The sequence below is a fragment of the Paraburkholderia guartelaensis genome (assembly GCF_004353905.1).
GTDB classification, from domain to species: domain Bacteria; phylum Pseudomonadota; class Gammaproteobacteria; order Burkholderiales; family Burkholderiaceae; genus Paraburkholderia; species Paraburkholderia guartelaensis.
Genome location: NZ_SMOD01000012.1, coordinates 34,413 through 48,650, shown reverse-complemented (window position 1 = coordinate 48,650; position 14,238 = coordinate 34,413). Strand labels below are relative to the sequence as shown.

Below are 14,238 nucleotides of genomic sequence, written 5' to 3'. Positions count from 1 at the left end.
CCCGCCCTGACCTGCCGCTTCCCTTTCGCTTACGATACGACCTCGACGGCGCTCAGCATGCGCCAGTCGCGCGGGAGCGTGCGCGTTGCATTACCCACCACCGTGACCGTGCCGCTCAGATGGATATCGCGGCTCGAACTGCCCACCATCAAATCGAACTTGCCCGGCTCGACGATGCGCTCGCCGCGCGCGTCGGTGAAATTGAACATATCGACCGGCAGCTTCACGTTCACGCGAGTCCGCGTGCCTGCGGCGAGCGGCACACGCGCAAACGCCTTGAGTTCGCGAACGGGCCGCGCCGCAGACGCGTGCTGATCGCGCACGTAAATCTGCACGATCTCCGTGCCGTCGCGCGAGCCGATGTTCTCGACCGTGAAGTTCAGTTCGACCGTGCCGTCTTCGAGCGGGACTTCGCGTTGCGCCAGCTCGAGATCGCCGTAACGGAACTGGGTGTAGCTGAGGCCGGAACCAAACGGATAGCGGCTGCCGAAGTGGTAGGCGATCGGCGTGCCCGCGCTCTTGAGGCGATGGTTGTAGACATACGGCACGGCCCCTGCGCTCTTCGGCACGGAGAGAGGCAGGCGGCCGCTGAAATTGGCGCGGCCCACCAGCAGATCGGCAAGCGCCTCGGCGCCGCGCTCGCCCGGCGCAAACGCCATGATCTGTGCAGCAACGCGATCCTCGAGGCCACCCAGATTGTACGGACGGCCGCCCGTCATCACGACGACCGTCGGCGTGCCGGTCTCGACCACGGCCTTGAGCAACTGCAGTTGGACGCCCGGGAGTTCCAGGCTGTCCGTATCGGAGCCTTCGCCCACCGTGCCGGACTGGAACAAGCCCGCCAGATCGCCGACGAAAACGACGGCCACAGCCGCTTTGCGCGCGGCTTCGACAGCGGCGGGAATCGCTTCGGTATCCTTGCTGATCAGTTCGTCGCGGTTAGCGGCGGCGCTCAGGTCGAGCGACACGTCGCCCGGGAAAACCGGCGCACCCGCACGGCGGGTCTTGATGATGTCGCAACCCTTGGCATGCAGCACGCGCGACTCGCCCAGCAGCGCGCGCAGTGCGCCCAGCGGCGTGGCGATCGACGCGACAGACTGCTCGCCCGAGTTGATGAGGTGCACCGGAAAGCTGTAGCCGGCGAGCAGCGCGAGCGGGTCGTCGGCGGTCGGGCCGATCACCGCAATTTTTTCCGCGCCATTGGCGTTCAACGGCAGCATGCCGCCTTCATTGCGCAGCAGCACCGCCGATTCGAGCGCGACCTGATACGCCGTGTCGGCCGCCGCCGTGCCCTTCACGTCCACGCGCTCGGGGTCCACATACGGATTCTCGAACAGGCCAAGGCGGAACTTCGTGCTCAACACGCGCGACACCGCGGTGTCGATCGTCGCTTCGGTGATCTCGCCGCGATCGAGTGCTTCTTTCAGATGGACCGCGCACTCGTGACCCGGCAACTCGACGTCGAGTCCCGAATTGAACGCGAGCGCCGCCGCCGACGCGCTGTCGTGCGCCACGGCGTGATGGCTGTAGAGCAGGTCGACGGCGGCATAGTCCGCAACGACGAGCCCCTCGAAACCCCACTTTTCGCGCAGCGTATCGTGCAGCAGCGTGCGGTCCGCATGGCAGGGCACGCCGTCGATATCGTGGTACGCCGGCATGATCGAGCCCGCGTGCGCGAGCTTGACCGCCATTTCGAACGGCAGCAGAAACACGTCGTTCAACTCGCGCGGCCCGACATGCACGGGCGCATGATTGCGGGCGCCTTCGCTCGCCGAGTGGCCGACGAAGTGCTTGAGCGTGGCGAGCACGTCGCGGCGCTCGCCTTGCAGACCGTTCACGTAGTGGCACGCGAGCACGCCCACCAGGTACGGATCTTCGCCAAGCGTTTCCTCGGTGCGGCCCCAGCGCGGATCGCGCGACACGTCGAGCACGGGAGCGAGGCCCTGGTGGCAGCCGATCGAGCGCGCCTGCTCGCCGATGATGCGCCCCACTTCGCCCACGAGGTTCGGGTTCCACGTCGCCGCGTAGTTCAGCGGCGAGGGAAACAGCGTGGCGTCCTTGATCATCAGGCCCACGAGGCATTCCTCGTGCGACATGACGGGAATGCCCAGGCGCGTGTCTTCGACCATCTTGCGCTGCAGTTCGTTGAGCGCGCGCACGCCCTCTTTGGGATCGACCGTGTGCGTGCCGAGCGGACGTGTGATCTGCCCAAGACCGTGTTCCAGAATCTGGTCCACCGTGAGGCTGTTGGCGCTTTGCGCGAAATCGATGCTGCGCGCCTTGTGCTCGCCGTCGGCCGAGAGCACGAGCCACGCGGCGTGAAGCTGGGCGATTTTTTCGTCGAGCGTCATGCGCGCGAGCAGGTCGGCCACGCGCTGCGCGGTCGGTGCGTCGGCGCGGCGATAAAGCGGAACCTCAGTGGCGTGTTCAAGCGACATTGCTTCACTCCGTGGTATTTCACGAGACGGCTTCTGTTATCGCCGTCTGCTTAGTTGTGCTTTTGAAATTGGCGTTGCGCGTGTGCGCGGCGAAAGCCGCGCTCAGCTCAGATGAGACGTCGCAGCGCCATATCGTGATCGTCGAACACGTGGCAAGCCTCGGGCGGCAGCGCAAGATTGACCGTTTCATCGTGCTTCAACGCGCTGTCGCCGGGCACCTTTGCGATCAATGTCACCGCGCCCGGCCCCGTCTGCGCAGCATGGATATAGCTGTGCTCACCCATGTGCTCCACGAGCTTCACGCGGCTCGCCAGCGTCTGTTCATTGCGCGCATCGGACGCCACACGCAGATGCTCCGGACGCACACCGAGCGTCACTTTCATGCCGGCGCGCGCACGCGAGCCGTCCACGCGAGCGCGCACGCGCTCGCCGCTTTGCAGGTCGATGTCCACGCCGCCATCGTCGCCGCCCGCCACCGTACCCGCGAAGAAGTTCATCTTCGGCGAGCCGATGAAGCCCGCGACGAACCGGCTCTTCGGATGGTGATACAGATCGAGCGGCGCCCCCACCTGCGCGACGCTGCCATGCCGCTCCATGTGATCACCCGCTTGCAGGAGCACGATGCGATCGGCCAGTGCCATCGCTTCGACCTGATCGTGCGTCACATACACGGCGCTCGCCTCGCTGAATTCGCGATGCAGACGCGCGATTTCGGTACGCGTCTGCACGCGCAATGCCGCATCGAGATTCGACAGCGGCTCGTCGAACAGGAACACGCCCGGCTCGCGCACGATCGCGCGTCCGATCGCCACGCGCTGGCGCTGGCCGCCGGAAAGCGCTGCGGGGCGGCGTTCGAGATAGGTATCGAGTTGCAGTGCGGCAGCGGCGCTGCGCACCTTCTTGTCGATGACGGCCTTGTCGATTTTTGCCTGACGCAGACCGAATGCCATGTTCTCGTACACGCTCATATGCGGATAGAGCGCGTAATTCTGGAACACCATCGCGACCTTGCGCTTCGCGGGCTCGACCTCGTTCATCCGTTCACCGTCGATGCGCAGTTCGCCATCGGTGATCGATTCGAGTCCGGCGATCATGCGCAGCAGCGTGGACTTGCCGCAGCCCGAGGGGCCGAGGAACACGCAGAATTCGTTCTTGCCGACTTCGAGGTTGGCGTCGCGGATCACCGCGTTGCCGCTCGCGTAGGCCTTCTGTACGTTGTTGAGGGAAATGCTTGCCATATCGTTTTATGCGAAGTTCGGTTAGCGGTGCGAATCAGACCTGGATCAGCCCTTGAGCGAGCCGGCCATCATCCCCTTGATCACGCGCTCCTGACCGAACGCGTAGGCGACGATCAGCGGCAACGACGTGAGCACGAGAACAGACAGCATCGAAGGTATGTTCGACGCGTATTGCCCCATGAAGTCCCAGATCGCGAGCGGCAGCGTACGGTGCTCGGACGTCGACGTGAGCATGTACGCGAAGATGAACTCGTTCCACAGACCAATGCCGTTGAAGATCGCCACCGTGGCGAGCCCCGGTCCCGAAAGCGGGAAGAAAATACGCCAGAAAATACGGAATGGGCTGCAGCCGTCGAGCTGCGCGGCTTCTTCGAGTTCGCGCGGAATCTGCCGCATGAACTCGGTCAGGATGAAGATCGACACCGGCAGGCTGAGCGCCACATAGGGGCCGAGCAGCGCGAACTGCGTATCGTAGAGACCGAGGTTGCGCGTGAGCAGATAGATCGGCACCAGCGTCGCGTGCAGCGGCACGATCATGCCTGCCACCACGAGACCGAAGAGCAGCTTGTTCAGCCTGAAGCGCATGCGCGCGAACACATAGGCCGCCATCGCGCTGATGACGACGATCAGCGCGACCGACACGCCGACCGTGAACAGGCTGTTACGGAAATACGTGAAGAACGGGCCCTTCAGCACGGCCGCGTAATTGCCCCAGTAAAGGTGGCTCGGCGGCGCCCACACAGAAGTCGAGAACGTCTCTTCCTGGCTCTTGAAGCTCGACACGACCATGAAGATGAACGGGACCGTCGTGACTGCCAGCCAGATCAGCGCGAGGATCGGAATCGTTACGCGGGGGAAACGGAATTTCTTGATCATGGTTCAGACCTCGGTTGCATAGCGGCGCGTGAAGTACATCGACACCGCCGCCACCGCGATGACGATCAGGAACATCGCCGAGCCGATGGTGCTGCCGTAGCCGAGCTGGAACGAACTGAACACCGTGCGATACATGTAGGTGGCCATCACCTCGGACGAGCCCTCGGGGCCGCCGCCGGTCATGACGAAGACGAGATCGAAGTAGCGCAGCGAGCCGAGCACGGAAAGGATCACGGCCGTGCGCACCGTGCCCTGCAGGTGCGGCAGCTTGATGCGCCAGAAGATGGTCCACTCGGAAGCGCCGTCGAGCAGCGCCGCCTCGTTGACCTCGGCCGGCATCGATGAAAGGCCGGCGAGGAACAGAATCATGTAGAAAGGCGCGTTCTGCCAGATGATCACGGCGATGGTCGCGCCCAGCGAGAAGTGCGGGTCGCCCAGCCAGTCCTTCGCGAGGCCATCTAGCCCGAATGCCTGTAGCGCGACGTTCACGGGTCCGAAATTCGGATCGTAGATCTGCTTGAACAGCACGCCGATCGCCACGCTCGACATGAGCAGCGGCAGAAAATAGAGAACCTTGAGCACGCGCGAGCCTCGGCCGGCCTTTTCCAGCAGCACGGCGAGCGCAAGCGCGACAGGAAGCTGAATGACGATCGAGGCGAGTGCGAGAATCACATTGTTCTTGAGCGATTGCCAGAACACGGTGTCATGGGCGAGCCGCGCCCAGTTCGCGAGCCCCGTATAGCGGGCCGTATTGCCGAGACCATTCCAGTCGAGCAGCGACAGCCGCAAGCTGGAAACGAGCGGATAAAGCAGGAACACGGCCAGCAGCAGCAGCGCCGGCGCGAGAAACACGACCGTGACGAGCGTTTGCGAGGAGAGCTTCAGCCGGCGTTCGGGTGTAGCGGAAAGTGCAATATTCACGAGCTTGTCTGCCGGTTGACGCCTTGCGGCGCCAACCGGACTTTTCCTGAGTGCTGGAGATCAACCGCCCTTCTTCGAAGCGGCTTCCATTTGCTGCGCGGCCGCCTCAGGCGTCACCGACAGACCGAACAGTGCCTGCGTCGTGTCCTTGTGCAGTTCGCCCAACGCCGGCGGCAGGGCCTGGTCGTACCAGAGCTGCACGCTCGGCGCCGCCGCAAGCAGTTGCTGCAGACGCTGCGTGAACGGATCGTCGATCTTGACGTTGTTGACCGGCGGGAGCTTGTGGTCCTCCGACGCGCGTGCCTGCATCGCCTGGTCGTCGGTCAGCGCCTGGATCAGCTTGAATGCGGCGTCCGGCGTCTTGCACTCGGTCGAGATGCTCAGGAAGCCATCGCCCACCGTGCCGATCAGGTCGCGCGGATCGCCCTTGCCGCCCGGCACGCTCGGGAACGGGAAGAAGTCGAGATCCTTCGAGAACGTCGGATTTTCATTCGCGATCGTCGAAGCTTCCCAGGCGCCCATCAGCTCCATCGCGGCCTTGCCCGTATACAGCAGACGGCGCGACGCGCCCGAGTCATAGTCGAGACCGTTGATGCCCGGCGCGAACGCGCCAGCCTTCACGAGTTCCTGAATGCGCTTGCCGGCTTCGACGAACGCCGGATCTTCGAAGCCCTTGCCCTTGCCTGCGATCGCGTCGCTCACCACTTGCGGACCACCGATACGGTCGACGAGGTACATGTAGTACATCGAGCCCGTCCACTTGTTCTTGTTCGCAAGCGAGAACGCTGCCACGTTGTGCTGCTTCAGCACATCGACGACGTGCATCAGCTCATCCCACGTCTTGGGCGGCGTGATGCCGTACTTCTTGAACACTTCCTTGTTGTAGAAGATCACGGCGGCCGCTGCGTTTTCGGCAGCCACGCCGTAGGTCTTGCCGCCGAACGTCGTAACGTTCCACGACGACTGCATGAAGCGGCTGCGATACGCCGGGTCCTTGTTCAGGTACGGCGTGAGGTCGACGATCTGACCGGATTTCACATACTCCTGCAGGCCGCCGCCGCCCCAGTTCTCGAACACGCACGGCGGCTGGTTCGCTCCGAAAGCCACCTTCAGCTTCGTCTTGTAGGCCTCGTTCAGGACGTGCGAATTCTCGACCTTGTAGCCCGGGTCCGCCTTTTCGAAGCGATCCGAAGCGTCGCGAATGATCTTGCTCGACGATGCATTGGTCTGCTGATCCCATACCGTGATCGTTTTGGCTTCCGCCGCAACGGCGTTCGAAACGACTGCAGACAGTGAAAACAACAGTGCCGTGGCGCCGACAATCGCGCGCGCCTTGGAGAAACCTGGGTACGCCATGTTTGTGTCCCCTCTTATGGAATTTTGAGAGCTACCTGAGTTATCTGCGGGATTAACGTTAGCCTTAACGTTAATGAATGTTAAGCCTGGACATGAATGACTGCTATGCGGGATTTTCCTGGTGAGCTCCCGCCGGAGCTTGTGCCCGGCGCAAGGTTGGTGCACTCGGGAACGTTTGAATTAACGCGCATCTGATAGAATAGCCAGCACATAAACGGTATCGCTAACGTGACGAGTGGTCCAACCCGCGGAGTAACCGGCGAGTCACGAGCGAGTCTTCGCAGACATGACCTCTCGCAAGCCCACACCACGCATGGCAAGGCAAACTCCCACGCTTGAGCACGTCGCCAAGCTTGCCGGGGTGTCGCAGATGACCGCGTCGCGCGCGCTCAACGGACGCCCAGGCGTGTCGCGCGAAACGCGCGACGAAGTGCTGAGAATCGCTTCGGACATCGGCTATGTCGTGAACCGCACCGCCCAGAAACTTTCGGGCGGGCGCAACGGCATCATCGGCATCATCACGCCCACGCTCGACACGCAGTTCTCGAGCGAACTGGTGCTCGGCGCGGGCCGCGCGGCACGCGGCGCGGGCATGGAAATGCTCGTGTACACCGTGTTCGACGAAGACCGTCATGCGCATCACGACCTGCTCGGGTTGATCCAACAGTTTTCCGACGGCATTCTCGCCATCCTGCCGCGCGAATCGCTCTGCCTCGAAGCCCTCGCCACGGCCAAAGTGCCGGTGGTGGTGGTCGATCAGCGCGGCACGCTCACGGGCTTTCCTTCCGTATCGGTCGACAATTACGGCGGCGCCTGTCTCGCGGTCGAGCATCTCGCGGAACTCGGCCACAAGCGCATTGCGTTTCTCGCCGGCGACGAAACCATCGAAGGCGTACGCGACCGTCAGCGCGGCTATCGCGACACGCTCGCCAAGCTCGGCCTGCCGCGCGAAGACACGCTGGTCGCCGCCGGCGATCTCTCGCAAATGATGGCGTTCGACGTCACGTTCGACCTGCTCAACCTCGCCGATCCGCCCACCGCGATCTTCACGGCCAACGACCAGAGCGCGTTCGGCGTGATCGCCGCCGTCAGGGAAGCGGGCCTGCGAGTGCCCGACGACATTTCCGTGATCGGGTTCGACGACATTCCCATGTCCGAGCAGTTTCATCCCGCCCTCACTACAATTCGCCAGCCGTTCCAGCAAATGGCGCGCTCGGCGGTCAATACGCTGCTCGCGCAGATCGCCGGCATCGACGCCGCCTCGCAGCGCATCACGCTGCCTGCCGAGCTGGTGGTGCGCGACTCGACCGGGCCGGTCAAGACGCGGCACCGCCGCTCGCGTCACCAGATCGTTTCGACGTAAGTCGAAGCACGCACCTTCGCATCGGAGGTCACCAACGCGCCGCCGTGCGTACGGGCGGTCGCGACGATCAGCCTCTGATGCGAGGTGAGCGCGGGCGGCAGCGTCGCCGCCCGGAACGCAATTTCGGAATCCACCGGAATCAGGCGCACGCCATCCAGCTTCAGAAACGTCGAGAGCCAGCTACGGGCGTCCATCGAGAGGCCGAGGCTGCCCGCTTTCACGAACTCCGCGATTTCGAGCGCGCTGATTGCCGAAATGAGGATCTCGCCGCCATCGAGTTCACGGTCGATCGCATCGTGCGCAGCCTGACTCAGTGCTTTCTGCTTGCCGAGCCAACACACGAGCGCAAGCGTGTCGAGCGTGATCATTACTCTTCCTGCTCGGCGGGGACCGGTGCAAGCGCGTGCTTGAGATTGAAATGCGTGATCGATGCGCGCAGCAGCTCGAGCGGATTCTCGGTCTTGCTGCGATACGGCCGGATTTCAATGGTGGGCTGCCCTCGGTCCGTCACGATGACGGTTTCGCCCAGCGTTTCGACCTGGCGGAACAGCTCGCAGGCCCGGGACTTGAAAATGGCTTTGGATACTCGCTTTTCCATGACGCTCTCCACCCATCAAAATTCTATCGGATTTTTATTGCATTGAGTCGTTGCGCACGCAACCAAATACCTGCGCATCGCGCCCCAATGGCTCTTTATCGGCGTTGCCCAACGGTCTGCTACCTGAATGACGCCCCCCCTCGGCGCCGGTGTATTCCGCACGAACGAACTGCGGGTTTTTACCGGTAACATCTTTCGCCCGAAAATGCCCAGGCGGCCCTTGCGCTTTCATATAATCGATCTGTCTGGTGAATACGCGTCAGGCAGCCCGAGTTGTGATCGAGCGACCCGCGCGGCACGACAACAGGGTTTGTTGCTTGCCGGCGGATATGCGCGAGTAGCGGTGTACGCTTCGCTTGCCGATACGGACGCTGCCGCAGGAAAGCGGAGCGTTGGGGGAGATGATTGCCCTTGCTGCAGACCGTCGATTAAGCAGAAACATAATAACGTTACCCTTAACGTTAATTCATGTTAAATGCCCCGTTCGGGCGCCGCCATGCGTGGTTTACCTGGGCTTGGCGGAATGTCGCAGAGTCCTCGCAAACCCTGCCGGAGCCCGGCCCAGCAAGGAAAACGCTCCTATCTGGTGCATAACAGGGTACTGCAAGAAAGTACCGTTTCGGCTAACGTTAAATGCGCGGTAAGAAAAGTCGTAACGCCCATTCGCGACAGTCGTAATCATCCCTGCCCCCACATCACCACGTTCGCTAGTCCGGATCATCCGGGGGCAACGGCTTCGACGAAGGCTCCGCGTCGAAATGGACGATGAACGCATGCAGCGGCGCCCGCCGTTTCTCCTGGCGGTTGCGTTGCGGCTCGTGTTCCCTGTCGGTCACGTCGCGCGTTTGCGCTGACGCCGCGGCCTGCCCGCTCGGCGCATTTGCAGCGGACGCGAAATCGTCCTTCGACCCTTTGTTCGCCATGGCACTCTTCCCCTACCCAAACCGGCATGTCAAACGACGGCTTGAACGTTCTCTCCCACCTGTGGACGCTCGAACGCCACCGCGTCGCCCTTCGCATCGAACAGCGTGACCGCGGACGAGACCACCTTGATGCCCACGCGCGCACCCGGCTCGTATTGCGCGTCCTTCTTGTCGAGCTTGAGCGCGATGGCGTGCGCCATGCCGTCGAGGCGCGCGTGCAGGATCGACACGTCGCCCAGATGTTCGACCAGTTCCACGCGAGCGGCGATGCCTTCGTCTGCGAAGCCGATGCTCAGGTGTTCGGCACGCACGCCCAAGGTCAATTCGCCATTGAGTGCGCGATCAGGACGGCCCGACAACGCGATACGGTGGCTCGCCCCCGCAAGCGCGAGGACGGTTTGCACACCGTTTTGCGAGACGACCGTGGCGGCGAGCATGTTCATTTGCGGCGAACCGATAAACCCGCCGACAAAGCGATTCGCGGGCCGGTCGTACAGATCGAGCGGCGCGCCCGTCTGCTCGATGTTCCCCTTGTTGAACACCACGATCTGCTCGCCGAGCGTCATCGCCTCGACCTGATCGTGCGTGACGTAAATCATCGTGGTGCCGAGTTCGCGGTGCAGCTTCGCGAGTTCGATACGCATCTGCACGCGCAGCGCCGCATCGAGATTCGACAGCGGCTCGTCGAACAGAAACACGCGCGGCTTGCGCACGATCGCGCGGCCAATCGCGACGCGCTGCCGCTGGCCACCCGAGAGGGCCTTGGGCTTGCGCTCGAGCAGGTGCGTGATCTGCAGGATTTCGGCGGCGCGGCCTACGACCTCGCGCACTTCGCGCTTCGATTTTCCCGAGAGCTTCAGCGAAAAGCCCATGTTCTCCGCAACCGTCATATGCGGGTACAGCGCGTAGCTCTGGAACACCATCGACACGCCGCGATCCACCGGCTGCAGATCGTTCACGCGTATGCCGTCGATCAGAATGTCGCCGCCGCTCACTTCCTCGAGCCCGGCGATCATGCGCAGCATGGTCGACTTCCCGCAACCCGACGGCCCGACGAATACCGTGAACTGTCCGTCGGGAATATGAAGATCGATGCCCTGAATGATCTGCGGACCTTCGCCATACGTCTTCACGACGTTGCGCAATACGAGTTCGCCCATTGTCACGTCCTCCTTAGTACTCTTGATCGGCGGCGGCATGTTCCGCGATGACTTCGCCATACCAGTGCGCGCTGTCCTTCAGCGTCCGCTTCTGGGTCTCGTAGTCGACGTACACCATGCCGAAGCGCTTGTCGTAACCGGACGCCCATTCGAAGTTGTCCAGCATGCTCCATGCGAAGTAGCCAGCCACGTCCACGCCCTGTTGCGCAGCATCGGCCAGTGCGGCCAGGTGCAGATCGAGGAAGCGGATGCGGTCGGTATCCTGCACGCGGCCGTTTTCGAGCACGTCTTTCGACGCGCAGCCGTTTTCGGTGATGAAGATCGGCGGCAGCTTGTACTCGGCATTGAGCTTCGTGAGCAGCTCGGTCAGGCCTTCCGGATAGACTTCCCAGTCCATGTCCGTGAAACCGTGCACGCCCGGCGGACGCTTGTTGCCCGAGGCACTCGCGAAGATACGCGTGTAGTAGTTGATCCCGAGGAAGTCGAGCGGCGTGCCGATGATCCCGAAGTCACCTTCGCGAATCACCTCTTGCGGGCCGTTCGGGCCGTACCATTGCAGCGCTTCGGCCGGATACTCGCCCTTGAAGATCGGGTCCATGTACCAGCGCACGAACTTCGCGTATTCGAGCGATGCGGCGGCGAGATCTTCGGGCGCGTCGGTCGCACCGTGCGCCGGCGACTGGTTGAGTACGATGCCAAGCGGTGCCTTCACGCCATCGGCGCGCATGGCCTGAACGGCCAGGCCGTGCGAAAGCAGCAGATGATGCGCCACATGCGCCGCTTTCTTCAGGTCGGCGTTGCCCGGCGCGAAGTAGCCCGTCGCGTTGCCGAGCCATGCGGTACACCATGGCTCGTTGTGCGTGGCGATAGAAGCCACGCGGTCGCCCAGCACGCTGCCGATCTTGCGCGCGTAATCGGCAAAACGATAAGCCGTGTCGCGGCTTTCCCAGCCGTTTTGCTCCGTCTGCAATGCTTGCGGCAGGTCCCAGTGATACAGCGTCGCGAACGGCTGGATGCCGCGCTCGAGCAAGCCGTCAACCAGACGCTCGTAGAACGCGAGGCCCTTTTCGTTGTACGCGCCACGACCATCCGGCTGCACGCGCGGCCATGCAATCGAAAAGCGATAGGCGTTGACGCCCATTTGCGCCATCAGATCGAGATCTTCTTCGAGGCGATGGTAGTGATCGCAGGCCACGTCGCCGCTTTCGCCTTTTACGACCTTGCCGGGCACGCGGCAAAACGTGTCCCAGATCGACTCGCCACGGCCGTCCTCATTGGCTGCACCTTCGATCTGATACGAGCTGGTGGCTACGCCCCAGACGAAGTCTTCCTTGAATCGAAACGTCGACATAACGATAGGTATCCTGATTAGTCGTGTCCACTCTTGCACGAGCGGGTATGAAATGAACGAAGGGAAACTCAGGCCTTGACTGCGCCGGTCGTCAGACCGTCGATCAAGCGCCGCGAAGTGAAAGCGAACAGCACCAGCAACGGCACCACCGCGACCGCAGAGCCTGCCATCACCGCGCCCCAATCCGAATTGGTCGGGCTTTGCAGAATGCGCAGCGCGAGGGGCAGCGTGTACATCGAAGGCGAACGCAACACCACGAGCGCCGAGAGAAAGTTGTTCCACGCCTGAATGAAGCTGATGAGCCCGAGCGTGCCCAGTGCCGGCCCGAGCAGCGGCAGCACGATGCTCCAGTAGATGCGGAACTCGCCGCAGCCGTCGATGCGAGCCGCCTCGATCAGGTCGGACGGAATGGCCGAAGAGATGTACTGGCGCATGAGGAACACGCCGAGCGCGGCTGCCGCGCCGGGCACATACAGCGCGCGCGGCTGATTGATCCAGCCGAGCAGGTTCATCGTCATGAAGGTCGGAATCATGCTGAGGAACGGCGGCACGAGCATGGCCGTGAGCGCAACGGCAAAGAGCGTCTTCTTGAAGCGGAACTCATACATCGCAAAGGCGTAGCCGGCCATCGAGGTGACGAGCAGCGTCAGCACGGTCTGGATCGTGGCCGTGTAGAAACTCCAGCCCAGATTGCGCCAGAACGGAATGTGACGCATGAGCGACGCCATGTTGTCGAGAAACGCGTTGCCGAACCACAGCGGCGGCGGCATCGAGAAAATCTCCGAACTCGTGTGCGTAGCAAAGACGAACATGAACCAGAACGGCGAGAACATCAGCACCGCGCCCGCCAGCACGACGGCGTAACCCGTATAACGCGCCTTGTTTTTCGACAGTTTCATCGCTGTGCCTCTTCTTTCATGCCGCTGCGGTGGAAAATGCGCGTGTTGAGCCACATCAGCGCGGAAATCGTGATAAAGAGCAGCCACGCAATCGAACTGGCCGTGCCGAAGTCTCCGTCGTGGAATGCTGTGCGATACATGTAGACCGCCGTCGTCAGGCCGGACTGGCTCGTGCCCATGCCTTCGTTCGGGAGCAGGATGAACGGCTCTTCGAACAGTTGCAGCCCGCCGATGATCGAAAGTGTGACCGCGAAGAAGATCATCGGCTTGAGAAGCGGAATCGTGATGCGCGTGAACTGTTGCCAGCCATTGGCGCCGTCGATGCGCGCCGCTTCGTAAATGTCCTTCGGAATGGTTTGCAGCGCGGACAGATAAAGCACCGTATTCCAGCCCACGTAGCGCCAGAAGACGACGACGGAAACCGCCGGTTTCACATTCGCCGGGTTATACAGCCACTCGATCGGTTTCGAAGGCACGATCCAGTGCAGCCCCGGAATCTTGCCGATCTCGGCAATGGCGAGGTTGATCATGCCGAAGTCGGTCGAATACAGCGACGAGAAGATCAGCGCAATCGCCACGCTCGACGTGATGAAGGGCAGAAAGTACAGCCCGACCACGAAATTGCGCCAGCGGCGAAACGCGGTTTGCAGAAAGAACGCCAGCGGCAGCGCAATGAGGTGCTGCGGCACGCCGGACATGACCGCCATCGAAGCCGTGTTGTAGAGCGATTTCCAGTACCACGGGTCAGTCAGCGTGAATGTGAAGTTCGACAGGCCCACCCACTTCATGCTCGCCAGCCCCGCTGTCGCGTCCCAGCTCTGGAACGAGAGATACAGCGAAAACAGCAGCGGAAAGGCCAGGAACACGGCGAACAGCAGGAAAAACGGCGCGAGGAACAGGTATGGCGCGATCTTGACCGGATTGAGCCGCGGTTTTCCACGAGCGTGGGCGAGCGGCGCGAGCGTATCGCGCGCGAGCCCTTCCCGGGAGACCTGTTCAGTTGTGGGCAGAGGAGAGTTCATCAATGGTTCCGTCCATTCGGGCGTGGCCGGCCGGGGTGACCGGCCACGCTGTTGCAGCGGGCTTCAAAGCGCGGCGATGGGTGCCGCGCCGTT

At 62.5% G+C, this 14,238-nt stretch carries 13 protein-coding genes; 1 reads left to right on the top strand and 12 read right to left on the bottom strand.

Annotated features, from left to right (window positions below; translation table 11 throughout):
* Window positions 1–29: 29 nt before the first annotated feature.
* The 5 genes from E1N52_RS17250 to E1N52_RS17230 form a co-directional block, all read right to left on the bottom strand.
* On the bottom strand, window positions 30–2,438 hold the full coding sequence (locus E1N52_RS17250; protein WP_133183969.1) for a glycoside hydrolase family 3 N-terminal domain-containing protein: 2,409 nt from the start codon (window positions 2,436–2,438) through the stop codon (window positions 30–32).
* Between the two features lie 107 nt (window positions 2,439–2,545).
* On the bottom strand, window positions 2,546–3,676 hold the full coding sequence (locus E1N52_RS17245) for an ABC transporter ATP-binding protein (protein ID WP_133183968.1): 1,131 nt from the start codon (window positions 3,674–3,676) through the stop codon (window positions 2,546–2,548).
* 45 nt (window positions 3,677–3,721) lie between these two features.
* Window positions 3,722–4,552, bottom strand: coding sequence for a carbohydrate ABC transporter permease (locus E1N52_RS17240; RefSeq protein WP_133183967.1), 831 nt, complete (start codon window positions 4,550–4,552; stop codon window positions 3,722–3,724).
* A 3-nt stretch (window positions 4,553–4,555) separates the two neighbouring features.
* Window positions 4,556–5,473, bottom strand: a complete 918-nt coding sequence (locus E1N52_RS17235; protein WP_246089103.1) for a carbohydrate ABC transporter permease — start codon at window positions 5,471–5,473, stop codon at window positions 4,556–4,558.
* 60 nt (window positions 5,474–5,533) lie between these two features.
* The gene (locus E1N52_RS17230; protein ID WP_133183966.1) at window positions 5,534–6,829 is read right to left on the bottom strand and encodes an extracellular solute-binding protein; all 1,296 of its coding nucleotides are present in this window, start codon (window positions 6,827–6,829) and stop codon (window positions 5,534–5,536) included.
* Window positions 6,830–7,142: 313 nt separating this feature from the next.
* Here E1N52_RS17230 and E1N52_RS17225 point away from each other — a divergent pair, with 313 nt between their 5' ends.
* Window positions 7,143–8,192 (top strand): LacI family DNA-binding transcriptional regulator, encoded by a 1,050-nt coding sequence (locus tag E1N52_RS17225; RefSeq protein WP_133183965.1) that lies wholly within the window; start codon window positions 7,143–7,145, stop codon window positions 8,190–8,192.
* Here the strand turns inward: E1N52_RS17225 and E1N52_RS17220 are convergent.
* The 7 genes from E1N52_RS17220 to E1N52_RS17190 all read right to left on the bottom strand — a co-directional run bounded on the left by E1N52_RS17220 (window position 8,171) and on the right by E1N52_RS17190 (window position 14,145).
* The gene (locus E1N52_RS17220) at window positions 8,171–8,560 is read right to left on the bottom strand and encodes a type II toxin-antitoxin system VapC family toxin (RefSeq protein WP_133183964.1); all 390 of its coding nucleotides are present in this window, start codon (window positions 8,558–8,560) and stop codon (window positions 8,171–8,173) included. The two genes, E1N52_RS17225 and E1N52_RS17220, sit on opposite strands and share 22 nt — an antisense overlap.
* On the bottom strand, window positions 8,560–8,790 hold the full coding sequence (locus tag E1N52_RS17215; RefSeq protein WP_133183963.1) for a type II toxin-antitoxin system Phd/YefM family antitoxin: 231 nt from the start codon (window positions 8,788–8,790) through the stop codon (window positions 8,560–8,562). Before E1N52_RS17215 ends, E1N52_RS17220 begins: the two co-directional genes overlap by 1 nt.
* A 707-nt stretch (window positions 8,791–9,497) precedes the next feature.
* The gene (locus tag E1N52_RS17210) at window positions 9,498–9,713 is read right to left on the bottom strand and encodes a hypothetical protein (RefSeq protein ID WP_133183962.1); all 216 of its coding nucleotides are present in this window, start codon (window positions 9,711–9,713) and stop codon (window positions 9,498–9,500) included.
* 29 nt (window positions 9,714–9,742) lie between these two features.
* A complete protein-coding gene (locus E1N52_RS17205) occupies window positions 9,743–10,873 on the bottom strand; it encodes an ABC transporter ATP-binding protein (protein WP_133183961.1) in 1,131 nt (376 codons plus the stop codon).
* A gap of 13 nt (window positions 10,874–10,886) precedes the next feature.
* Window positions 10,887–12,224, bottom strand: a complete 1,338-nt coding sequence (locus E1N52_RS17200; protein ID WP_133183960.1) for a GH1 family beta-glucosidase — start codon at window positions 12,222–12,224, stop codon at window positions 10,887–10,889.
* 68 nt (window positions 12,225–12,292) lie between these two features.
* The gene (locus E1N52_RS17195) at window positions 12,293–13,123 is read right to left on the bottom strand and encodes a carbohydrate ABC transporter permease (protein WP_133183959.1); all 831 of its coding nucleotides are present in this window, start codon (window positions 13,121–13,123) and stop codon (window positions 12,293–12,295) included.
* On the bottom strand, window positions 13,120–14,145 hold the full coding sequence (locus E1N52_RS17190) for a carbohydrate ABC transporter permease (RefSeq protein WP_133183958.1): 1,026 nt from the start codon (window positions 14,143–14,145) through the stop codon (window positions 13,120–13,122). The genes E1N52_RS17195 and E1N52_RS17190 overlap by 4 nt, the downstream gene beginning before the upstream one ends.
* Window positions 14,146–14,238: the final 93 nt, after the last annotated feature.